Below are 23215 nucleotides of genomic sequence, written 5' to 3' on the forward strand. Positions count from 1 at the left end.
TCTCAATAAAAAGCAAAAAACCCCATCATCAAGATAGGGTCTTTTTTTAACAATATCAATTACTTTTAGCTAAAGTCTTAGGCCACTTGACCTTCTAAAAAGTCTTGCGCAAAACGCTGTAATACACCACCCGCTTCATACACAGAAACTTCTTCTTCTGTATCTAAACGGCAAGTTACAGGCACTTCAAGAATTTCTTCTTTACCATCAGCAGTTGAACGCTCAATCACTAAAGTCAAAGTCGAACGCGGTGAGATATTACCAATCACGCTATACAACTCTGTACCATCTAACTTCAACGTCTTACGGTTCACACCTGGTTTAAACTCAAGCGGTAACACGCCCATACCCACTAAGTTAGTACGGTGAATACGCTCAAAGCCTTCAGCCACGATCGCTTCAACACCTGCAAGACGAACACCTTTGGCTGCCCAGTCACGGCTTGAACCTTGACCATAATCCGCACCTGCAACAATGATCAACGGTTGCTTACGGTTCATGTAAGTTTCAATCGCTTCCCACATACGCATCACTTCGCCTTCAGGCTCTACACGCGCTTTTGAACCTTGTTTAATCGTGCCGTCTGAACGAACCACCATTTCATTAAACAATTTCGGGTTGGCAAATGTTGCACGTTGTGCAGTCAAATGGTCACCACGGTGTGTCGCGTATGAGTTGAAGTCTTCTTCAGGTACGCCCATTTTGTGTAGGTATTCACCCGCAGCCGAATCCATCATGATCGCATTTGAAGGCGACAAATGGTCAGTCGTGATGTTATCACCCAAGATCGCAAGTGGACGCATGTTAGTCAAAGTACGTGGTGCAGCCAATGCGCCTTCCCAATACGGTGGACGACGAATATAGGTACTCATTGGACGCCAGTCATACAATGGGCTTGCCGCTTCTTCATTCACACCCAAATCAAACATTGGAATGTAGATTTTACGGAACTGCTCAGGCTTGACTGATTCTTTAACTAAAGCATCAATTTCAGCATCCGATGGCCAAATATCTTTCAGGTAAATTGGATTACCATCTTTGTCATTTCCAAGAGAATCAGTTTCGATGTCAAAGCGAATCGTTCCTGCAATCGCATACGCCACTACCAGTGGAGGCGATGCCAAGAACGCTTGTTTTGCATAAGGATGGATACGACCATCGAAGTTACGGTTCCCCGAAAGTACCGCTGTCGCATACAAATCACGGTCAATGATTTCTTGTTGAATCACGGGATCAAGCGCACCTGACATACCGTTACAGGTGGTACATGCATAAGCCACGATACCAAAACCAAGTTTCTCAAGATCACCCAACACGCCTGCTTCTTCAAGATACAGCGCAGCTGCCTTCGAACCTGGTGCAAATGATGATTTCACCCAAGGTTTACGTACCAACCCGAGTTCATTGGCTTTACGTGCCAATAGACCTGCTGCCACCGTGTTACGTGGGTTAGAGGTATTGGTACATGAGGTAATTGCAGCAATGATGATCGCGCCATCAGGCATTAAACCATCAGTACGGTTTTCAACAACGCCAGCGATACCTTTTTCTTTCAAGTCAGCAGTAGATACACGTGCATGTGGGTTTGATGGACCTGCAATGTTACGAGTGACTGTTGAAAGATCGAAACGAAGTACACGTGGGTACTGCGCTTTGGTCATATCCGATGCCCAAAGGCCGATTTCTTTGGCATATTGCTCAACCAATGCCACTTGTGCATCTTCACGACCTGTCAGGCGTAAATAATCAATCGTATTTTGGTCGATGTAGAACATCGCAGCCGTTGCACCGTATTCAGGTGTCATGTTCGAGATGGTTGCACGGTCACCAATCGACATGGTGTCTGCGCCTTCACCGAAGAACTCAAGATATGCACCAACGACACGTTCTTTACGTAAGAATTCAGTGAGTGCCAATACGATATCCGTAGCCGTGATGCCTGCTTGACGCTGACCGACTAGCTCAACACCGATAATGTCTGGAAGACGCATCCAAGATGCACGACCCAACATCACGTTTTCAGCTTCTAAACCACCCACGCCAATTGAAATTACACCAAGTGCATCAGTATGTGGTGTATGTGAATCTGTACCCACACAGGTATCAGGGAAAGCCAAGCCATCACGGTTTTGAATCACTGGAGACATTTTCTCCAAGTTGATCTGATGCATGATGCCGTTGCCTGCAGGGATCACGTCAACATTTTTAAATGCAGTCTTGGTCCACTCGATAAAGTGGAAACGGTCTTCGTTGCGACGATCTTCAATTGCGCGGTTTTTCTCAAACGCGTCAGGATCAAAACCACCAAATTCCACCGCCAAAGAGTGATCGACGATCAATTGAGTTGGAACCACTGGATTGACTTTAGAAGGATCGCCACCTTTGTCAGCAATCGCATCACGTAAGCCAGCAAGGTCGACGAGTGCGGTTTGACCTAAGATGTCATGACATACCACACGTGCAGGATACCAAGGAAAATCCATGTCCTGACGGCGTTCAATCAATTGCTTTAAATAATCAGTTAAGTTTTCTGCATCAGCTTTACGTACAAGCTGCTCTGCCAACACTTTAGATGTGTATGGCAAAGTTTCATATGCGCCTGGCTGAATATCTTCAACGGCTTGACGCACGTCATAGTATTCGAGCTGGGTACCTGCCAGCGGTTTACGGTATTGATTTGACATTAACCACGCTCCGCCAATGGTTTGAATTCTAAGTTTTCAGGACCAGTGTAGTTCGCGCTTGGGCGAATGATCTTACCGTCTTGACGTTGTTCAATCACGTGTGCTGACCAACCCGCTGTACGAGCGATTACGAATAATGGAGTGAACATTGCAGTTGGAACACCCATCAAGTGATAGCTCACCGCGCTGAACCAATCGAGGTTCGGGAACATATTTTTCACTTCTTTCATTACTGACTCTAAACGCTCAGCGATGAGGTACATCTTGTTGTTCTCTTGCGCTTCAGCAAGGTCATACGCAACTTTTTTGATCACTTCGTTACGTGGATCAGAGATGGTATAAACAGGGTGACCAAAACCAATGATCACTTCTTTTTTCTCTACACGGCTACGGATGTCTGCTTCTGCTTCATCAGCGTTGTCATAACGCTGTTGAATCACAAATGCAACTTCGTTCGCACCACCATGTTTTGGACCACGCAACGCACCAATACCACCTGTAATTGCTGAGTACATGTCTGAACCTGTACCTGCAACAACACGTGAAGTAAATGTAGAAGCGTTGAATTCATGCTCAGCATACAGAATCAAAGACGTATGCATTGCTTGAATCCATTCTTCAGATGGCGCTTCGCCATGCAGTAAATGGAGGAAATGCGCAGCGATTGAATCATCATTCGTTTCAACTTCGATACGACGACCGTTGTTGCTGAAGTGGTACCAATACAACAACATTGAACCCAAGCTTGCCATCAATTTATCAGCGATATCTTTCGCACCTGCTTCATTGTGGTCTTCATGTTCAGGCGTTAAACAACCTAGAACTGAAACGCCCGTACGCATCACATCCATTGGGTGTGCAGATGGCGGTAACTGCTCAAGTGCAGTTTTCAATGCTGCTGGTAAGCCACGAAGTGCTTTCAGTTTTGCTTTATAGGCTTTCAGCTCAGCTTTGTTGGGCAGTTTGCCATGTACAAGCAAGTGCGCAACTTCTTCAAATTCGCTACCCACTGCAAGGTCTAGAATGTCATAACCACGGTAGTGCAAGTCATTACCACTACGACCTACGGTACAAAGTGCTGTATTACCTGCAACTTGACCACTTAACGCAACTGATTTTTTTGGCTTGAAGCCTGTTGGAGTTTCATTACTGCTCATAAGATTGTCCTTTTTTATATCTTTGGGGTAAAACTTATAAAGTTCTTAATCTCCCTAAATCCCTCTTTCCAAAGAGGGCGTAGGGGAGATTGTTTGACTTATTTATTCTTCGCGAAAGTTCCATCTAGGTATTGTTCAAATGCATGGTAGTTAATGCGTTCATACAATTCTTGACGGGTTTGCATGGTGTCAACAACGTTCTTCTGTGTGCCTTCTTGACGCAAAGTCACATACACATTTTCTGCCGCTTTATTCATCGCACGGAATGCTGAAAGTGGATACAACGCAATGCTTACATCCGCAGAAGCCAACTCTTCAGTCGTGAATAATGGTGTAGAACCAAATTCAGTAATGTTTGCTAATACTGGAACTTTAGTCAGATCAGCAAACTGCTTGTACATTGCCAATTCAGTGATCGCTTCAGGAAATAACATATCCGCACCTGCTTCAATGTAAGCACCTGCACGATCAATCGCTGCTTGTAGGCCTTCTACCGCTAAAGCATCGGTACGCGCCATAATCACAAAACTTTCATCGGTACGAGCATCAACCGCAGCTTTAATACGATCAACCATTTCTTGTTGGGTCACGATTGCTTTGTTTGGACGGTGTCCACAACGCTTTGCACCCACTTGGTCTTCGATGTGCATTGCTGCTGCACCGAACTTAATCATTGATTTAGTGGTACGTGCAATGTTGAATGCTGAAGCACCAAAACCTGTATCCACATCAACCAATAATGGGAGATCACAGACATCAGTAATACGGCGTACATCCGTCAATACATCATCAAGGTTACTAATCCCTAAATCAGGTAAACCTAACGAACCTGCGGCAACACCACCACCTGACAAATAAATTGCTTTATAGCCTGCACGTTTTGCTAACAATGCATGGTTGGCGTTAATCGCACCGACCACTTGTAATGGTTTTTCATTTGCGACCGCGTCGCGGAATAGCTGACCAGCAGATTTAGCCATGTTGATGTTCTCCTTGGGTTTGCAGCAATGTTTGCTCAACAATTTTGTAGGATGCATTGATGTGACGGTGCATTAGCATTTCAGCAAGCTCACCGTCACCTTCTGCGATCGCATCTAAAATGCGGATATGTTCATCCCAAGCTTTGCTTGGTCGATCAGGGGTATTTGAAAATTGAATTCGATACATACGGATGAGGTGATACAGCTCATCACATAACATTTTTTCGAGGGTTTTATTGCCACTGCTTTTAATAATGCAGTAATGGAAATCGTCTTGGCCTTCTTGCAGATAATAGCCCTTACCTGCTTTAAAATTTTCATCTTCAGCATGCATTCGCAGTACATCACGCAATGCTAAAATTTGTTTTTTATCAATATGCTGTGCAGCCAACTTACAGGCTAAACCCTCAAGCGAAGCGCGAATCTGATAGAGTTCTTGAAACTGTTGTAGTGACAGTGACACCACGCGTGCACCGACATGTGCCGTACGCTCAACCAATCTCTGCCCTTCAAGACGATGAATCGCCTCGCGTAATGGACCACGACTAATCCCGTAAATACGTGCCAACTCGGGTTCTGAAATCTTGCTGCCCGCAGGAATTTGTCCTAACACGATTGCTGATTGAATTTGCTTAAATACATGTTCCGTCAGGGTAATACTCTGACTTGTGCTGATGGCTTGAGGAACAAGGGTATCTTGCATATTGTCGACAATCTCTACAGTTTTGATGATTTTATAACGAGATAGAAGAAAAAATGCAATAGGATTGTCGACAATAAAATAGACTGATCCAGTCAATACTATTCGCTTGACTCACAATAGAATGTTCTGAAAAAGGTACTAAAAATATAAAATAATTATATATAAAACATATTCTTACTAAAATTTAAGTACTTTATTTCGATTGATTCAAGGCATTTTTCCCAGTATTTATATTACGTATGCTACGACCATGGTATGACAGCTTGATTGTAGACAATCCTTATAATCGATCGATTTTATACGAATTTTTGTAAGTAAATACTGCACCAGAAATGTAAATAACAGCGTGCTTCATAGACGCTTTATTGGTACATTATTGGGCATCTGGAGTCATGCTCCGCAAGACACATCCATGCACCTTGTTGAATAAAAGGACATTGTTAATGTTTCAACATATCCCACCTTATGCAGGCGACCCAATTCTCTCTTTAATGGAACAGTTTAATGCTGATCCACGCGCTGAAAAGGTTAATCTAAGTATTGGTTTGTACTATAACGAAGACAGTATCGTTCCTCAGCTTGATACCATTATCGAAGCGCAAAAACGTATTGCACCTAAAAATGATAAAACCAAACTTTATCTTCCAATGGAAGGCTTTAAGCCTTACCGTGACGCAATTCAAGCTCTATTGTTTGGCACAAACAGCCCTGCTATTCAACAAGGTCGTGTTGCAACGATTCAAACATTGGGTGGTTCAGGTGCATTAAAAGTCGGTGCAGATTTCTTAAAAACTTATTTCCCAAATTCAGAAGTTTGGGTGAGCCAGCCAACGTGGGATAACCATGTTGCGATCTTCAATGGTGCTGGCATCAAGAGCAACTACTATCCATATTTCGATGCTGAAACACGTGGCGTTGATTTTGATGGCATGTTGTCGACATTAAAAACTTTGCCAGAGCAAAGCATCGTGTTGTTACACCCTTGCTGTCATAACCCGACAGGTGCGGATCTAAACCCAGCACAGTGGGATCAAGTGATTGCGGTATTAAAAGAGCGTAACTTGATTCCATTCCTCGACATCGCTTACCAAGGATTTGGCGATAGCATGGAACAAGATGCTTATGCAATTCGTGCTTTAGACCAAGCTGGTTTGAACTTCATCGTAAGCAACTCGTTCTCTAAAATCTTCTCTCTTTATGGTGAGCGTGTTGGTGGTTTAACTTTCGTGTGTGATGATGCTGAAGCAGCAAAATGCACATTCGGTCAGTTAAAAGCAACGGTACGTCGTATATACTCTAGTCCACCAACAACTGGTGCATGGTTGGTTGATCAAGTGTTAAATGACGCTGATCTGAATCAACAATGGCAAGGCGAAGTCAAAGAGATGCGTGAGCGTATTATCAAAATGCGTAGCATCTTAAAAGATGAACTGACTAAAGCACTCCCTGACCGTGACTTTAGCTACCTTGTAAACCAAAAAGGTATGTTCAGCTACACAGGTTTGACAGGTGAGCAAGTCGACACCTTACGTGAAGAATATGCAATTTACCTTGTACGTAGTGGTCGTATCTGTGTTGCTGGTTTAAATATGAATAATATTTATAAAGTTGCTTCAGCAATGGCTGAAGTTCTAGCAAAATCAGCTTAAAATCCCCTTGCGGAGCTATATTCGCTCCTCATCTCCCTTTTAAAAGGGAGGCATTATGGATCAAAAAGGTTGTTTCACGTGAAACAACTTTTTTTATTTTTTATAAAATCGAAGCGATCTAACTTAAAAATTGACCATTAAACCCAAGCATATAGAAACCTCTTCCTCATTAAATGTGTATCTATGAATGTTCAACTCCTCTATCTCTTTGTATACTGCAAAACATTAACAAACTACAAATAGCTCTTCTCAAAATGACTCAACTGACTTGCTTTAAAGCCTACGATATTCGCGGAAAATTAGGCACAGAATTGAATGAAGAAATCGCGTATAAAATTGGTCGTGCATACGGACAAATCTACCAACCTAAAAAAGTGGTGATTGGTTGTGACATCCGTCTGAGTAGTGAAGGTTTAAAACAAGCAACCATTCAAGGTCTCAATGATGCGGGTGTCAATGTTCTAGATTTAGGCATGACGGGTACTGAAGAAGTCTATTTCGGCGCTTTTCATCTTGATGTTCAGGGCGGCATTGAAGTCACGGCGAGCCATAATCCAATGGACTATAATGGCATGAAATTGGTTCGTGAAAATGCACGTCCAATCAGTGCTGATACAGGCTTAAAAGACATCCAAGCTCTCGCTGAATCAGGTACTTTTATCGAAGTTGAGCAGAAAGGTTCAACTGAAAACTATAATGTTTTGCCTGAGTTTATCGATCACCTATTAACATATATTGTTCCACAAAAAATTAAACCCCTTAAGCTGGTGGTAAATGCTGGCAATGGTGCAGCAGGTCATGTGATTGATGCCATTGAACAGAAATTTCAAGAACTCAATATTCCAGTTGAATTTATTAAAATTCATCATGAAGCAGATGGCACTTTTCCAAATGGTATTCCAAATCCAATCTTAATTGAAAATCGTGACAGTACCCGTGATGCAGTAGTTGCTCATCATGCAGATATGGGGATTGCATGGGATGGTGACTTTGACCGTTGCTTCCTGTTTGATGAAAAAGGTCAATTCATCGAGGGCTATTACATCGTTGGTTTATTGGCACAAGCTTTCCTGATCAAACAATCAGGTGAAAAGATTGTGCATGACCCACGTTTAGTCTGGAATACTTTTGACATCGTCGATCAATATCAAGGCATCGCAGTACAGTCAAAATCTGGACATGCTTTCATTAAAGATGTCATGCGTGAACACAATGCCGTGTACGGCGGGGAAATGAGTGCACATCACTATTTCCGTGATTTTGCTTACTGTGACAGTGGTATGATCCCTTGGTTACTCACCATCGCCCTGCTCTCGGAAACAGGCCAATCGCTTTCAACACTGGTTGAAAAGATGATCGCTAAGTTCCCATGCAGTGGTGAAATCAACTTTAAGGTGGCAGATACACAGACCACAGTACAAAAGATCTTTGATCATTATGCCGATCAAAATCCGCAAGTCGACCGTACCGATGGTGTCAGCCTTGATTTTGGTGCATGGCGTTTGAATGTCCGCGCGTCAAATACAGAACCATTACTTCGTTTAAATATTGAAAGCCGCGCTGATAAGAATCCACAATCGATGCAAAGTTATGTGGATGAGTTAACTGTACTGATTCAATCTTAAGCTATAAAAAGCAGATCTATATTTACGCTTCAGTTGTAAATATAGATCTGCTCAACGCATTACTATTCTTTTTGATTCAACAAAATTTTTAACAAACCTTGGGTCGATGTATCAAAACTCGATAGATCATCTTGCTCGCGGTTTAAAATCGGTAACAGCTGATTGGCAATTTCTTTGCCTTTTTCAACCCCCCATTGATCAAAAGGGTTAATATTCCACAATACCGACTGCACAAAAACCTTATGTTCGTACATCGCAATTAACATCCCTAAGCTATAAGGATTCAGCTCTTTGAGTAGAATAGTGGAGCTAGGTTGATTCCCTTCATATTGTTTATAAGCTGGTAAGTTTTCCAGTTCATTGGCTGCCAATGCTTGATTACCAAAAGCCAATAGACGTGACTGTGCCAAACAATTTGATAAGGCTAAATGATGCTGTTCTACCAAAGCTTCAGCACTTTCAGCATAAGTGAATTGATTGGCATTATAACGCTTCACAGGTGCAATAAAGTCACAACTAACCGAATGTGTACCTTGATGCAACAACTGATAGAACGCATGCTGTGCATTAGGTCCAACCTCCCCCCAGACAATTGGGCAAGTGGCTGAACTGACCTTTTCTCCATTGCGTTGAATCGATTTACCATTAGATTCCATTTCAAGCTGCTGCAAATAAGCTGCAAAATATTTGAGACGGCCATCATAGGGTAAAACTGCATGGGTCTGGATATCTAGAAAATTATTATTCCACGCGCCTAAAAGCCCCATCAAAACAGGAATATTCTGCTGAAATGGCGCTGATTGAAAATGCTGGTCAATCGCATAAGCACCTGCCAGCAGTTGCTTAAATCCTTCAACCCCAATGGTCAGTGCAATCGGTAAACCAATACATGACCACAACGAATAACGCCCCCCGACCCAATCCCAGAGCAACAGCTGTTTATCAGCAGCAATGCCCCACTCTGTCATCTTGTCAGGCTTAGTCGAAACCCCGATAAAATGATTTTGCAGAATCTTGTCATTATGCCCCAATGCCTTTTCTAACCATTGACGCACGGTTTGCGCATTAGAAAGTGTATCAATGGTACCGAATGACTTTGATGAAATAATAAATAGAGTTGTTTCAGGACGGAGTTGATGCAGTAACTCAGACAGTTGACTACCATCCATAGTCGAAACAAAATGTACATTTAAAGGTTTTGTAGTTGCGATCTTAAAGTCAGACAGCGCATGCGTCACCATGAGTGGACCAAGATCAGAACCCCCGACTCCAATATTGACCACATCTTGAATCACCTCACCAGTCGCACCACGATACTGTCCAGCATGGATTTTATCTACCAAAGCGTACATTCTCTCCAGCTGTTGCTGTACCAGTTGATTGACTTCGGAAAAATCTGAACCCGATTGAGGTAAACGCAAAGCCCAATGCATCGCTGCACGATGTTCGGTATAATTAATCTGCTCAGATGAAAACAGTTTTTTGATCCACCGTTTTAAATCTTGTGCCTGAGCTAAGTCTACTAAGCCATTTAAAATAGTTTGATCAATACGATGCTTACTAAAGTCCAAAACAATTTGGTCATACTCAACCGAAAAACGTTTAAAGCGTGCAGAATCTGCTGCAAATAATGTATTTAGATGAACCTCTTTAAATTGCTGTTGTAAAGATATCAGGTGCTCCTCGACGGAAGTCTGCTCTTTTACAGCATAAGGCTGAATCTGCTCGATCATCTTTAACGTCCCACACCCATATATGCAAAACCTTGTGCTTTGACATAGTCAGGATCATAAATATTGCGACCATCCAAAATTAAAGGATGCCTCATCAACTGTTCAAGCTGTTTGAATGCTGGACTCCAGTATTGTTTCCATGCAGTGAGTACACAAAGACCATACACATTTTTTACCGCATCATACTGATTTTCACAAAGAATCAGATCGTCACGTTGACCATACATTAGCTTTATTTCATCTAAAGCTTGAGGATCATGCAGATAAACCGTTACGCCTTGCGCCCACAGTGCCGCAAGCATTTGGTGAATAGGTGATTGCTGAATACTTGAGGTATTTTCTTTAAAAGAAGCACCCCAAATTGCAACAGATTTTCCCTGTAAATCCCCATGATAATAGTTCCAAAACTTACGGAACAAGATTTCTTTTTGTTGCTCATTAATTTCCCATACTTGTGCAAGCAATTGGCTTTTAACACCTGTATTTGCAACTGTATTAGAGAGTGTCAGAATATCATGAGAAAAATTTTCACCGCCAAAACCAGCACCAGGGGCTAAGTAAGCTGAACCAATACGGTTATCCGCTGCCATACCCTGACGTACTGATACAATATCAATCCCAAGTTTCTCAGCAACCACGGCCAAATCATTAATATAGCTGATCCGTGTTGCCAACATGCCTGAGATACTGAGTTTGGTAAACTCAGCATCTAAAATCGGCATAAATAGATATTGCTGTGCCAAAGGGAAAAAAGGGCGAAGTAATTCTTTGACTTTAGTCTGAACATTAGCTTGAGTACATCCGACTATGAGCTGCTTGGCTTGAGTCAGACTCTGTAACGCATTTCCCTCTTGAATGGTATCTGGTAAATAGACCCAGTCATCTTCAGAAAGGATTTGTTGAAAATGCTCAGTCCCATGTAAACCAAAGGTGGATGCATTGATCATCAGTTTAGGATGAATAATCGGACGCTGTTTTAGTAATGCTAACAGTTGAAAAACTTGTTGCTCTTGGGTTTGATTGAAACTAAATAAGTAGGTGTCAATATCTAAAGGAATACCATCCAAATCACGATAAATCAGAAATCCACTACTAAGTTGTTTTTCTAGTAAGTGACTGACATTTTCATCATGAAAAGAATATTGCTGACCATTTTCACTTGGGTTGAGGTGGGAACACCAATATACAAAATGTCCAGATTCAGACAATAATGCAGACATCACGCCTGCATATAATGTATTACCAAAGATTGCAACTTTCATAACTACATGCCCTAAGACTATAGGGCTAATTCTTGGATTAAGCCCTTAAACTCTACGCCCAATTTTGGATGCTCGATACCATAGTGTAATACAGCTTTTAAATATCCAAGCTTACTACCACAATCAAAGGTTTGTCCCTTCATACGGTAGGCTTCCACAGTTTCTGATCGCTGCAATGCTGCAATCGCATCCGTGAGTTGGATTTCATTCCCTGCCCCACGGGGTGTATCTGCTAATAGACCCATAATCTGAGCGGGTAAAATATAACGTCCCACCACCGATAAATTTGAAGGAGCTGTGCCGACAGCAGGCTTTTCAACAATTCCCTGCATCGTAATACTTTCACCTTCGTTCGGTGTAACTGCAACATCCACAATACCATATTGATCGACTAGATGATCAGGCACAGCTTCTACCATGACCTGTGCTGCTTGGGACTGTTCAAAACGCTGAATCATTAATGACAAATCATTATCACAGCTTTGGTTCTTAACCAATACATCAGGCAATAACACCGCAAAGGCTTCATCGCCCACGATATCTTTCGCACACAATACCGCATGACCTAGTCCTAGGGGTTGTGGTTGGCGTACACTGACCACACTGACATGCTTCGGTAAAATATCGGTAATTTCTTTCAGCAGGTCAAATTTCTTTTTTTGTTCTAAAGTTGTTTCAAGCTCAAAATTACGATCAAAATAGTTTTCAATTGAAGCCTTTGAGGAATGAGTGACCAAAATAATTTGTTCTATACCTGCCTCAACTGCCTCACGTACCACATACTCAATTGCGGGGCGATCGACAACCGTCACCATTTCCTTTGGAATGGATTTACTTGCTGGTAAAAAACGGGTGCCTAAACCTGCGACGGGTAAAATTGCTTTTTTGATCATACTATGCTCTCTTAATTAACTCGTACTTCGCCGCTACGTTTATAGCCATCAACATAATATTCTAACTGACTTAAAGCCCAATCTACATCATGATCCACTGCAGTCATTTGATTGATTCGACTGAATACCGATTGAATCTCTTGTAACGGATAATGCTTTTCAAAAGAACGTAAAATACGAGTATGCTCTGTATAACCTGTGTTATCTTGATCGATGAGTAGTTCCTCGTAAAGTTTTTCTCCCGGACGTAAACCACTATAAGCGATTTCAATATCACCATCCGTTGTATTTGCTTCTCGAACTTTTAAACCACTTAAAGCGATCATTTGTCGTGCTAAATCCTGAATTCGAACAGGTTCGCCCATATCGAGCAAGAACACATCACCTCCTGAACCTAATGCCCCAGCTTGGATGACTAACTGAGAGGCTTCAGGAATCGTCATAAAATAACGCGTTACATCAGGATGAGTCACCGTAATTGGACCACCTTTTGCAATCTGCTGTCTAAATAAAGGTACAACCGACCCAGACGAGCCCAATACATTTCCGAAACGTACAATGCTAATCTGAGTATTTGGTTTCGTTTCAGCCACGGCTTGGCAATACAGTTCAGCCATCCGTTTCGATGCACCCATGACATTAGTCGGTCTAACTGCTTTATCAGTTGAAATCAGTACAAAGGTTTCCACGCCTTTTTTTACAGCGGCATTTAAACTATTTGCAGTTCCGATTGCATTATTTTTTAATCCAGCAATTGGATTACATTCAACCAATGGAACATGTTTATATGCTGCAGCATGATAGACCGTTTGCACATGATATTGTTCAATGATACGTTCTAATTTTTGTTGATCTTGTACAGTCCCTAAAATGGGAACAATTTCGCAACTGGCAGTTTGCCTTAACTCTTTATCAATATCATATAATGCAAATTCAGTTAATTCATATAAAACCAGCATTTTAGGTTGATTTTTTATGATTTGTCGACAAAGCTCTGAACCAATCGATCCACCAGCACCTGTCACCATAACAATTTTATTTTGAATATTTTTAGCCAATAAATGAGCAATAGGTGGAACAGGATCTCGTCCTAAAAGGTCGATGATATCAACCTCACGGATATCTGAAACTCGAATATCACCATCAACAAGTTTAGTTAGCCCTGGCAGTTCTGTGACTTTCACAAACGCTGGTTCTAGTTGTTGAATAATTTCACTTTTTCGTACACGCCCCACAGAAGGTAAAGCAAGTAAGATTTCATCTATCTTATATTTTTTAAAATTCCGTAGTGCTTTCGCAGTAGAATAAACTTTTAAGCCACCTACAATTTGATCTTGTAATGAAACTTTATCATCAATAAAGAAAACTGGCGTATGGTCATCTGAGCGATGTAAAGCTGCTGCGATTTGCTGACCAGCATCACCTGCACCATAGATTGCAACCCTTTTACAACCACCATGAGTGTGCAAGGTCGCTTTCACAATAAAACGAATAAATGCTCGACTACACCATATCCATGCAAACATCATAAAGCCGAACATAAATGGAATCGACATCGGGATATATGCATGACTAAATGCATTAATTCCATACAGTATTATCATCATACTGCATACAGCAAATGCTAGTTTGACAATAAAGACTTCATCAAATGTTCGAACAATAAAATGATAAACGCCTGTCAACAATAAGCTAATAATTGAAAAAAATGTGATTAAAATTACACCATGGTTAAGTCCAGGTACAACTTCTGCCCCTAAATCAAATAAGCGAATGACATAACACAACCATAAAATCACAGGAAATGCGAATAAGTCTAAAAATACCAATAGAGCTTGTTTTGCTAGCCTTGGTGCTGATGCAAGCTGATAAATAATCTTTTTCACAATAATCTTCTAATTATCCCACTAAGCATGCGCACGTTATACGCAATTCTTCCACAAGCTGAAATGACGATCTTGCATTAAAATACAACGATAAAGCAAAAAGCTAATTTATGAATACCTGCTTTAAGCTCTATCGCCTATTCTCTCATCAATGATCTAAAACTTTCTTTAGTTTTTCAATCACATCAACAGTTTTGTTAATATTATCTTCGCTCAGTGTTGGATGTACTAAAAACATAAGGCTAGTTTCACCAAGCTGCTGGGCATTTTTTAAACGTTCTTCCGGTCGCCAATTCGTATTATCAAAAGCGTGCTCTAAATACACTTCAGAACATGAACCACTATAACATGGTACGCCTTCTGCATTGATAAATTGCATGATTCGGTCACGAGACCAACCACTTGGTAACACATTTATATTGACTTGCACATAACATTTATATTGTGCATGTAGATAATCATCTGTTGGTCGATTTACAGTAAAATAAATAGAATTAGCAAATGCTTTTAATATTTTATCTGCATTTTCTATCCTATTTTTCGTCCAATCTGGCATATAAGTGAGTTGAATGCGACCAATAACAGCTTGCATTTCCATCATACGCCAGTTTGTTCCAAAAGAATCATGTAACCAACGAAATCCTGGTGGATGTTGTTTATTGTAGACACTATCGTAGCTTTTGCCATGATCTTTATAAGACCACATTTTTTTCCACAGGCTCTCATCATTAGTGGTAACCATTCCACCTTCGCCACCCGTAGTCATAATTTTATCTTGGCAAAATGACCAAGCAGCAATGTGGCCGATAGAACCTGCAGGTTTACCTTTATATTTAGCACCATGCGCTTGAGCACAATCTTCTATGACATATAAACCCTTTTCAGATGCTAGTTGCATAATTGGATCCATATCACACATCCAACCAGCCAAATGAACACAAATGATCGCCTTCGTATTTGGTGTTAATACAGCTTCTATTGTTCGTCTTGAAATATTCTGTGAATCTAACTCAACATCAGCAAAAATTGGATTCGCTCCAGCTGTAACAATCGAACTTGCTGAAGCTAAGAAAGTACGTGAAGTTACAATCACATCATCGCCAGCACCAATTTGTAATGCTTTCAATGCAACATCAAGTGCAACAGTCCCATTTGCTAGAGCAACAGCATATTTTGTATCAGAAAAAGATGCAAATTCCTTTTCAAATTCACGGCATTCTTGCCCTGTCCAATAATTTACTTTATTAGAAAGTAAGACATTTTTAATCGCGTCTGCTTCTTTCTCTGTAAAGCTTGGCCATGGTTCAAATGCTGTGTTTAACATACTCTGATCTCTTTATATTGCGAATAAAATCTATTTTTTCTCTAAAATTCGTGCAGGATTTCCAACGACTGTGGCACCCGCTGGAACACTTTTTGTAACAACAGCTCCCATACCGACCACCGCACCTTTTCCAATCACTAGAGGTTTATTTGGTGTACCTTGCTTAATGACAGCACCAGCACCAATATAAGCATGGTCTTCAATGTGAACATTACCATTACATTTTACACTAGGTGCAAAAGTTACGAAGTCACCAATAATGCAATCATGTTCAACATAGCTATACAGATTCGCATGAAAGCATTTTCCAATTTTAATATTTGAAGTGATCGTAACAAAAGGGCTTAATGCAGCACCATCCCCAATTTTAACTTGATCCATAAATACAGTATTGTCAGCATGAACGGACCATAATTTGATACGATCAATTGATAGCTGATTTGCAATTTTTTCTCTTATATGGCTATTTGCAATCGCAATAAGTACATATTTATTGGAGAAAGGTAATGCCCTGAAAGCTTGATAGTTTACAGCCAAATGACCATTAATTAATTGAGCATCTTGTAAACTATCATCAATAAAATAAAGATCTGCTTGAATACCTAAACGCTGCAAATGTTGCCGAGCTATGGGCATCAAGCTACGACCGCAACCAGAGGCACCATAAATTGCGAAAATACTACTGTTCATCACTTCTTTCCAAGTTCGAACCAGTAAATTTTGTCATTGTTGCTTCACCAGCTTCATTAATATCATCTTTAGCAATCACCTTTTTGACGGTTTTGAACATAATTTTGAAATCTAACCAGACTGATTGATTTTCTACATACCAAGTATCAAGTTTGAATTTCTCATCCCAGCTAATCGCATTCCGACCATTGACTTGTGCATGACCAGTCATACCAGGACGAAGATTGTGTCGTTTCGCTTGTTCAGTATTATAAAGTGGTAAATATTCCATGAGTAATGGACGAGGTCCCACAATACTCATATCACCTTTAATAACATTCCATAACTCAGGCATTTCATCCAGACTTGTTGAGCGTAACATTTTTCCAAAAGCGGTTAAACGTTCGTTATCAGGTAATGGATTCCCTTGTATATCAACTGCATCTTTCATCGTCCTAAATTTAATCATTTCAAAAGGTATCCCATTTAACCCTGGACGTACCTGACGGAAAAGAACTGGAGATCCTAGATTTTTTTTCACTTTATAAGCTACAAAAATATATAAAGGAGATAGAATTACTAATGCAATTGATGCAATCACAATATCAAGTAAACGCTTTATCATTTTTTCTACCTTCAAATGCTTTAACAGCAATTTGATTTACTGAAATAGCATAAATTAATATTAAAAAAATCGGATACCATACTAAGGGTAATCGAAGAATGGATGAAGGCACCCAAACTAACCACGAAAATAAAAGAATAGTAAAAAAATAGAATGTCTTTTGACTAGTATCTAATTTACTAAATACGATAAAGTGACATGACTTAAGAAGAAATGCTAAAAATATAATCAAAGCAAAAAAACCAAATGCCAAATAAATTTCGATAAAAAAACTGTGTGGATTGGTATAACCTAAAGAATAGCTTAAAGGATATTCCTTGAAATATTCTTCATAATTTCTTGGTCCATGACCCAGCCATAACATTTTAAAATTTTCAGCAAATTTTTGATATATTTCCGTTCTGTAGCCAACTGAGTTATCTTCATCTAACGAAAACAGAGCTAATTGGAATCTTTCAACAGAACGTTCTAACCAAGAAAATCCTGATAAAAAGTTTAACAAAGGAATTAATAAAGTTTTATTAAATATAAAAATGCTGAAAAAACTAAAAATAGAAACATAACCTATTTTCATCAGCTTACCTGAGTTTAAAAAGAGTGTTAATAAAACAGTTAACAAATATCCCAATAATGCAGCACGGGAAGCACTAACAAAAATAACAACTCCTAAAAACATTAAAAGCATGTAACCAAACATTCGAATTTTAGTGCGGTTTTCATTTATTATATAGAAAAAACTTATTGCAGCACACAAAGATGTAGATACAACAGCTTGGTCATTTGTATTAAAGAAAAAACCTTTAAAAGCACCCTCAGACACTTCCAATTGATCATTACCATTAACCAATTGAATACCCAATAAAACTTCTGAAAAGAAACCTATCATAATCAAGAATGATAGTACAAAAATAATCAGCCTTATTTTTACAATAGTGTTTTGACGTGTATACAAACCAGTAAAAAGAAAAAGAAAAAGAAAAAAAGAGAAAAAACAGACATCAATAAAAGCTGAAAAAGAAAAATTTAGAACTAATGATAAAAATGCAAAAGAAATTAATAGTAAAAAATAAACTAAAAAGCTCCATTGAACTCGTTCAAGTTTATATAGAAACATCAAGCTTAAATTCAATAAAAGATAAAAAGGCATTAAGCCCGTATCTAATCGTGGTAATGAAAAAATGGTCGATATAGAGGGCGAAATGATTAGTGAAATTAAACCAAACCATAAAAAAAATCCAAATATATTGTCTTTCTTAATATTCATAGTTTAAGACTCTAAAAGAAGTCTATTGATTAATTTTAGAATGCATTTATAAGAAGTTTTACGAAAGAATTTTTCTTCTGCAATTTTTTTATTAATGCTTGACATATTTTCTAAGACACCCATGTTTTCAGCCAAAAATAATAAGTTATCAGCTAAATTATTATGATCATTTGATAGATAGTTCCTCCCCCCTCCCAAAGCAAGTAACATTTTAACTTCTTGATCTTCTTGGCAACTTAAAATTGGTAACCCACAACAAAAATAATCAGAAAGTTTATTTGTAATAGTTGCCGCAGATTGAGCTTTTATAGCATTTAATGCTACATCAGAAGTACATAATATATCCATAGCTTCTTGATACGGTTTTGTTCCCAAAAACTCTACATGATCTCCCAACTGAGTATTTAAGTTTCTTAATTGGCTTTCATTAGGCCCTGTTCCAATAAACTGTATTTTTACTTGTTCATGACACAAAGGAGCAGCTTTTATAACTGTCTCTAAATCATAACTTCCAGCCATAGTACCGATGTAGGTAGCTACTAATTTATCAGAATGATTTTTTTTATTGTGATTAATATAGTGTAATTTATTAGCGCCAATAAAAATAACTTTTTTATGATCTATTGGTAAGTTATTTACATCAGCCCTTTCTAAATAAGTTTTAGAAACAGCAACTAAAGCATCTGCATAAGCATAAGTTTTATTTGCATAATTACTAATAGGAGAAATTAAGATACGACCTAATAAACTACTTAACATTGGAATAGGACCAGTTATTGCTTCTGGCCAGACATCCTGTACATCAATAATAAATTTATAGCCGCGTTGTGTTTTAAGTTTACCAATTATGTTATTTGTTTTTATCAAAGGGTAAGCTGAATAAACAAGATCTATTTTTTTACTGTATGAGGAAAAAAAATTTATAAAGTTATTACAAAAAATTTTATGACTATAAAGTCGTGCAAAACTAACATTTGTATTATACCCAGGTTCATCAATTAGCACTACCTTTACTCCGTCAATAATAGGAGTGTTTTTTCGTTGTTGTTTTAATATATGACAAAACCGACTAGTTACCAATGTAACATCATATTCTAAGCTTAACAATTGAGCAATACTAATAAACCGATTATCACCTGGTTCCTTAGGAAATGTTACGTATGGTGCTACTAATAAAATATTCTTTTTAACCAACATTTTTAAAACCTTTCAGTAAATTTCTTACTAAAAAAAGATCAGATTTCCTAGGTAACAAATTATAAAAAACAGATTCATTTGTTAACCTATTAAAAGCATAGGCTCTCAACAGTAAGTCTGATATATATGCTATAGATGTTGCTATAGCAGCTCCTTTAAAACCCAATTTAGTGATTAATATAACACTTAGAACAATATTAATAGTTAAAACAAAAATTGCATTATTCAAATTAATATTAGCAAATCCTCTAGCTGCCAAATCATTTGCTAAAACTCTTGATGGTGTCCATGCTAAAATCCCAGGCAACAACAATAATGCAATACTTACCGAACTGATATATTTAACACCGAAAAGAATTTTAACAAAAAAAGGTAATAAAATCACAAAAAATAAGGAAATTAATGCAGTAAAAATAAATGTAAGACGAGCAACATTAAGTGTTAATAATGCTGTTGACCCATCTTTTTCATCATTAAGTTGATGTGATAACTTTGGCAATAAAATAGTACTAACAGCTTGCGAGGGTAGCCAAAGTTTCTCAACCAATTGTAATCCAACAGTATAAATACCAACGAAATATGGGTTAGTAAAGTAGCCTAATAAAAATAAAGTAGATCTATAGTTTAAAAGAGTAACTATATTACTTAAATGAGATTGTAAACTGTATGCTCCAAATTTTTTTAAGAACTCTTTCACTGCATAAATTTCTATTTTAATATATTTAAATATACAAAAAATTAAAAATAAAAAACCAATATAGTTTGCAACAGTATAGGCATACAAAACCATATAAATATCTGAAGAAAAGATAACAAGAAGGGCTATTACTAACAGCATAATTAATGGCTGAACAATACACAAAAAATTAAAAATATTAAATTTTTGAGTTGCTTGAAATAAAGAAGGCAATACAGTAAAAAAAAGTAATGGAGGAATTGAAAGAATGGATAAATATATTAAATCAATAGGCACATTAGGGAAAAACTTCTCACCAAAAAAATAAATGACTATATAGCTAAATATAACACTAAAAACAGAAATCAAACCCAATAAAAGCAAATTCACATAAAGCGCTTGATTTTCATTTATTTTTTTCCGACCAATCCCATATATATTTGCACTTTGAAGGCCAAAGCTTAGTATTTGTGATAATAATGTAGGCAATAAAATTGCTAATGTATATTGCCCCATACTTGTTACACCTAATATTCTAGAAAGAATTATCAAGGTGGCTATTTGCAATATGCCAGCTAAAATCTGGCGAATAAAAGTTGTCGAAATCAATCTCAGCATTTAATTATGCCTTTTCCATACAAACTTGATAAATTTTTAGGATTCTTTCAGAAAAAGCTTTTTCGGAAAAACGCTCTAGACATCGACTTCTAATTTTTTCTTGATTAAAAATTTCAGCATTAGCCAGAATATTCTCCATTCCTTCAACCAAAGCATTTACATTATTAACATCAACTAAATATCCATCTTTTGAAGTTAATATTGACTCTGGTCCTCCACATTTTGTAGAGATCACAGGTATACCCTGCGATAATGCTTCAATTACTACAACTCCAAAAGTTTCCACATGACTAGAGACGACATAAAATCGACTTTCTCTCATTAAGTTTTTAACTTGATCACGTTCTAATTGACCCAAAAAGATAACTTTTTCTCTTAAGTTCAGATTAACAGCTAACTCAATTAAACTTTCCTTTTCTGGACCATCACCACCTATAACTAGATTAGTATTTGGATACTTTTTTACAAATATTGAAAAAGCCTGTAATAGTAAATCAAAACCTTTATTATGATGTAATCTAGCCACTGCACAGAAAGTATAAACCTTTTGAGTATTATCACTATCTACTTGAACAAATCGTTGATCTAATAGGTTTGGACAGAAATTCCATTTAGAGTCTATAAATTTTTGTTCCAATAAATCACATAAAGACTGGCTTACTGCTAGGCAAACAGCAGCATTTCTAACAACTTTACTAAATATATCAAATTGCCATTTGCTAATTAAATCTCTGGCAAATGTAGAACTATGTTCTGTTATGCAGTAGGGAATTTGATATTTTTTAGAAATTTCTAAAGCCAGTGGCCCAGCAAAGAAGATGCTTTGAACATGTAGGACATCAGGACGTCCATAAATTTCTATATACTTTTTAAAAAGTTTTAGTCCTGCATTAACCCAACGTCTCAAATCTAAATAAGGTATTTTAGGAAACCAAAATACGTCATGCTTTGAATAAGTGACTACTTTTTCATCTTGCCATATTTGAGTCTTATAGCTACCTTTAATTGCCTTTATGCCTAATCTTAAGGACCTAAATTGTGGTGAAATCACGCCAACTTGGTGACCTAATTTTGAAATGACATGCGCTTGCTCTCTAAAAAAACAACCGTTTAAATCATTTTCATCTAATGGATACCAAGAAGGGAGATATAAGACATGCATTCATAGTCCCTCATACAAAGAAATTAATTTCTTCGCATAATTTTCTGGATCACATTCTTTTACGATTAGACGATATGCATTATCAACTTGTTGTTGTGTTTCGCAATTATTATCAATGGTATCCATAATTGCAGTGACCATAGCTTTAATATTTCTAGGTTCTACCAAATTCCCAGTCTGACCATTAATAACTATCTCGCCTATCGCTGCGGCATCAAATGCGCAAACTGGCGTTTTTGTTAACATCGCTTCAACAATGGCATTCGAAACGCCAGCACCACCATCACCGTCGATAACAATAGGACTGACAAACACATCAATATTTTGCATAAATGCTTCAACGTCCGTAACATTACCGAAGAATGTTACTTTTCCATTAATTCCTAATGTTAAAGCCAACTTTTCTAATTCATGCCGATACGGACCATCGCCGCCGATAATAAATTCGATCTGTTGAGATGATCGATCAAATTTCAAAAGGTCTTCAGCTATTTTCAGGAAAAGATCAACGCAACGGTCTTCTCTTAAAGCGGATAGAGTTCCTATTGTAGTCTTTTCTCTAGACAATTTAGGCCTTGGCGCAGTTTCTGGATTTAATCGATATGCATTATAAACATATGATGTGTGATGTGGATTAAAACCATATTTTAAAAGTTTTTCTTGCTCCAACTTACAATTACCTAACCCTCTTACTCCCATCTTGTTGAAAAGTGGTACGACAGATTCGTAGGTTGAATGATTTAGCCCTCTAGAAGTCCAAAAGATTTTTAGGTTTTTATTCCTAGATAGCTTTTTAGCTAACCATATTAGTGGTATTGGTCTAGCCATCTGCGCATGTATAACATCAATCTTGTTTCTATTAATGACGGCAATCAATCTTATTAAATATTGAATTAATTTAAAGGGATTTTTTGTATGAGCTTCTGCATGGACTTGTTCAACATTCAGTTTTGCTACTGAATCAGATAGCGGACCCTGTTTTCCAAAAACACAAATACTTTGCACATAAGGTTGCAGCTCTTTAGCGGTAATATAAGTGGCAATCTCGGTACCACCAACCTTACCCATATCACTCGCCAAGAGAATATTGTATTTTTTATCCATAACA

General features: G+C 38.2%; 18 protein-coding genes. 2 read left to right on the top strand and 16 right to left on the bottom strand.

The features are described from left to right. Positions 1 to 77: 77 nt before the first annotated feature. The 4 genes from acnD to AC0JIQ_RS15915 all read right to left on the bottom strand — a co-directional run bounded on the left by acnD (position 78) and on the right by AC0JIQ_RS15915 (position 5524). Positions 78 to 2684, bottom strand: coding sequence for a Fe/S-dependent 2-methylisocitrate dehydratase AcnD (acnD, locus tag AC0JIQ_RS15900; protein WP_474202191.1), 2607 nt, complete (start codon positions 2682 to 2684; stop codon positions 78 to 80). Next, positions 2684 to 3841: a bifunctional 2-methylcitrate synthase/citrate synthase gene (gene prpC, locus AC0JIQ_RS15905; RefSeq protein ID WP_474202192.1), complete on the bottom strand. Its 1158-nt coding sequence runs from the start codon at positions 3839 to 3841 to the stop codon at positions 2684 to 2686. Before prpC ends, acnD begins: the two co-directional genes overlap by 1 nt. 98 nt (positions 3842 to 3939) lie before the next feature. Next, on the bottom strand, positions 3940 to 4821 hold the full coding sequence (prpB, locus tag AC0JIQ_RS15910) for a methylisocitrate lyase (protein ID WP_004956800.1): 882 nt from the start codon (positions 4819 to 4821) through the stop codon (positions 3940 to 3942). After that, entirely contained in the window at positions 4814 to 5524 is a 711-nt protein-coding gene (locus tag AC0JIQ_RS15915; RefSeq protein WP_004665303.1) for a GntR family transcriptional regulator, read from the bottom strand. The genes prpB and AC0JIQ_RS15915 overlap by 8 nt, the downstream gene beginning before the upstream one ends. 443 nt (positions 5525 to 5967) lie before the next feature. Here AC0JIQ_RS15915 and AC0JIQ_RS15920 point away from each other — a divergent pair, with 443 nt between their 5' ends. Further along, positions 5968 to 7173 (top strand): amino acid aminotransferase, encoded by a 1206-nt coding sequence (locus AC0JIQ_RS15920; protein WP_474202193.1) that lies wholly within the window; start codon positions 5968 to 5970, stop codon positions 7171 to 7173. Positions 7174 to 7427: 254 nt separating this feature from the next. Further along, positions 7428 to 8798, top strand: coding sequence for a phosphohexomutase domain-containing protein (locus AC0JIQ_RS15925; RefSeq protein WP_474202194.1), 1371 nt, complete (start codon positions 7428 to 7430; stop codon positions 8796 to 8798). A gap of 62 nt (positions 8799 to 8860) precedes the next feature. Here AC0JIQ_RS15925 and pgi read toward each other — a convergent pair whose 3' ends face one another. From pgi to AC0JIQ_RS15985, 12 genes are all read right to left on the bottom strand, one after another. After that, a complete protein-coding gene (gene pgi / locus AC0JIQ_RS15930) occupies positions 8861 to 10531 on the bottom strand; it encodes a glucose-6-phosphate isomerase (RefSeq protein WP_474202195.1) in 1671 nt (556 codons plus the stop codon). A gap of 2 nt (positions 10532 to 10533) precedes the next feature. Further along, on the bottom strand, positions 10534 to 11793 hold the full coding sequence (locus tag AC0JIQ_RS15935; protein WP_474202196.1) for a UDP binding domain-containing protein: 1260 nt from the start codon (positions 11791 to 11793) through the stop codon (positions 10534 to 10536). A 17-nt stretch (positions 11794 to 11810) separates the two neighbouring features. Next, entirely contained in the window at positions 11811 to 12686 is an 876-nt protein-coding gene (gene galU / locus AC0JIQ_RS15940) for a UTP--glucose-1-phosphate uridylyltransferase GalU (RefSeq protein WP_474202197.1), read from the bottom strand. Positions 12687 to 12697: 11 nt separating this feature from the next. Then, on the bottom strand, positions 12698 to 14572 hold the full coding sequence (locus tag AC0JIQ_RS15945; RefSeq protein ID WP_474202198.1) for a polysaccharide biosynthesis protein: 1875 nt from the start codon (positions 14570 to 14572) through the stop codon (positions 12698 to 12700). Between the two features lie 148 nt (positions 14573 to 14720). After that, entirely contained in the window at positions 14721 to 15896 is a 1176-nt protein-coding gene (locus AC0JIQ_RS15950; RefSeq protein ID WP_474202199.1) for a DegT/DnrJ/EryC1/StrS family aminotransferase, read from the bottom strand. Between the two features lie 30 nt (positions 15897 to 15926). Next, positions 15927 to 16586 (bottom strand): NeuD/PglB/VioB family sugar acetyltransferase, encoded by a 660-nt coding sequence (locus tag AC0JIQ_RS15955; RefSeq protein ID WP_474202200.1) that lies wholly within the window; start codon positions 16584 to 16586, stop codon positions 15927 to 15929. After that, entirely contained in the window at positions 16576 to 17190 is a 615-nt protein-coding gene (locus AC0JIQ_RS15960) for a sugar transferase (RefSeq protein ID WP_474202201.1), read from the bottom strand. Before AC0JIQ_RS15960 ends, AC0JIQ_RS15955 begins: the two co-directional genes overlap by 11 nt. Next, a complete protein-coding gene (locus AC0JIQ_RS15965; RefSeq protein WP_474202202.1) occupies positions 17171 to 18454 on the bottom strand; it encodes an O-antigen ligase family protein in 1284 nt (427 codons plus the stop codon). Before AC0JIQ_RS15965 ends, AC0JIQ_RS15960 begins: the two co-directional genes overlap by 20 nt. Positions 18455 to 18457: 3 nt before the next feature. Further along, positions 18458 to 19651, bottom strand: coding sequence for a glycosyltransferase (locus AC0JIQ_RS15970; RefSeq protein ID WP_474202203.1), 1194 nt, complete (start codon positions 19649 to 19651; stop codon positions 18458 to 18460). After that, a complete protein-coding gene (locus AC0JIQ_RS15975; protein WP_474202204.1) occupies positions 19641 to 20945 on the bottom strand; it encodes an oligosaccharide flippase family protein in 1305 nt (434 codons plus the stop codon). Before AC0JIQ_RS15975 ends, AC0JIQ_RS15970 begins: the two co-directional genes overlap by 11 nt. Positions 20946 to 20949: 4 nt before the next feature. After that, positions 20950 to 22107 (bottom strand): glycosyltransferase, encoded by a 1158-nt coding sequence (locus AC0JIQ_RS15980; protein ID WP_474202205.1) that lies wholly within the window; start codon positions 22105 to 22107, stop codon positions 20950 to 20952. Beyond that, positions 22108 to 23211 carry a glycosyltransferase gene (locus AC0JIQ_RS15985; RefSeq protein WP_474202206.1) on the bottom strand — a complete coding sequence of 368 codons (1104 nt, stop codon included), beginning with the start codon at positions 23209 to 23211 and terminating at the stop codon, positions 22108 to 22110. Positions 23212 to 23215: the final 4 nt, after the last annotated feature.

This window comes from Acinetobacter sp. FB, from assembly GCF_056033405.1.

Coding starts and splice junctions, on each gene's coding strand:
- AC0JIQ_RS15970 (WP_474202203.1), bottom strand. CDS start 19,651: ATGTTGGTTAAAAAGAATATTTTATTAGTAGCACCATACGTAACATTT.
- AC0JIQ_RS15985 (WP_474202206.1), bottom strand. CDS start 23,211: ATGGATAAAAAATACAATATTCTCTTGGCGAGTGATATGGGTAAGGTT.
- AC0JIQ_RS15980 (WP_474202205.1), bottom strand. CDS start 22,107: ATGCATGTCTTATATCTCCCTTCTTGGTATCCATTAGATGAAAATGAT.
- AC0JIQ_RS15960 (WP_474202201.1), bottom strand. CDS start 17,190: ATGATAAAGCGTTTACTTGATATTGTGATTGCATCAATTGCATTAGTA.
- AC0JIQ_RS15915 (WP_004665303.1), bottom strand. CDS start 5,524: ATGCAAGATACCCTTGTTCCTCAAGCCATCAGCACAAGTCAGAGTATT.
- prpB (WP_004956800.1), bottom strand. CDS start 4,821: ATGGCTAAATCTGCTGGTCAGCTATTCCGCGACGCGGTCGCAAATGAA.
- AC0JIQ_RS15965 (WP_474202202.1), bottom strand. CDS start 18,454: ATGAATATTAAGAAAGACAATATATTTGGATTTTTTTTATGGTTTGGT.
- AC0JIQ_RS15975 (WP_474202204.1), bottom strand. CDS start 20,945: ATGCTGAGATTGATTTCGACAACTTTTATTCGCCAGATTTTAGCTGGC.
- pgi (WP_474202195.1), bottom strand. CDS start 10,531: ATGATCGAGCAGATTCAGCCTTATGCTGTAAAAGAGCAGACTTCCGTC.
- galU (WP_474202197.1), bottom strand. CDS start 12,686: ATGATCAAAAAAGCAATTTTACCCGTCGCAGGTTTAGGCACCCGTTTT.
- acnD (WP_474202191.1), bottom strand. CDS start 2,684: ATGTCAAATCAATACCGTAAACCGCTGGCAGGTACCCAGCTCGAATAC.
- AC0JIQ_RS15925 (WP_474202194.1), top strand. CDS start 7,428: ATGACTCAACTGACTTGCTTTAAAGCCTACGATATTCGCGGAAAATTA.
- prpC (WP_474202192.1), bottom strand. CDS start 3,841: ATGAGCAGTAATGAAACTCCAACAGGCTTCAAGCCAAAAAAATCAGTT.
- AC0JIQ_RS15950 (WP_474202199.1), bottom strand. CDS start 15,896: ATGTTAAACACAGCATTTGAACCATGGCCAAGCTTTACAGAGAAAGAA.
- AC0JIQ_RS15920 (WP_474202193.1), top strand. CDS start 5,968: ATGTTTCAACATATCCCACCTTATGCAGGCGACCCAATTCTCTCTTTA.
- AC0JIQ_RS15935 (WP_474202196.1), bottom strand. CDS start 11,793: ATGAAAGTTGCAATCTTTGGTAATACATTATATGCAGGCGTGATGTCT.
- AC0JIQ_RS15955 (WP_474202200.1), bottom strand. CDS start 16,586: ATGAACAGTAGTATTTTCGCAATTTATGGTGCCTCTGGTTGCGGTCGT.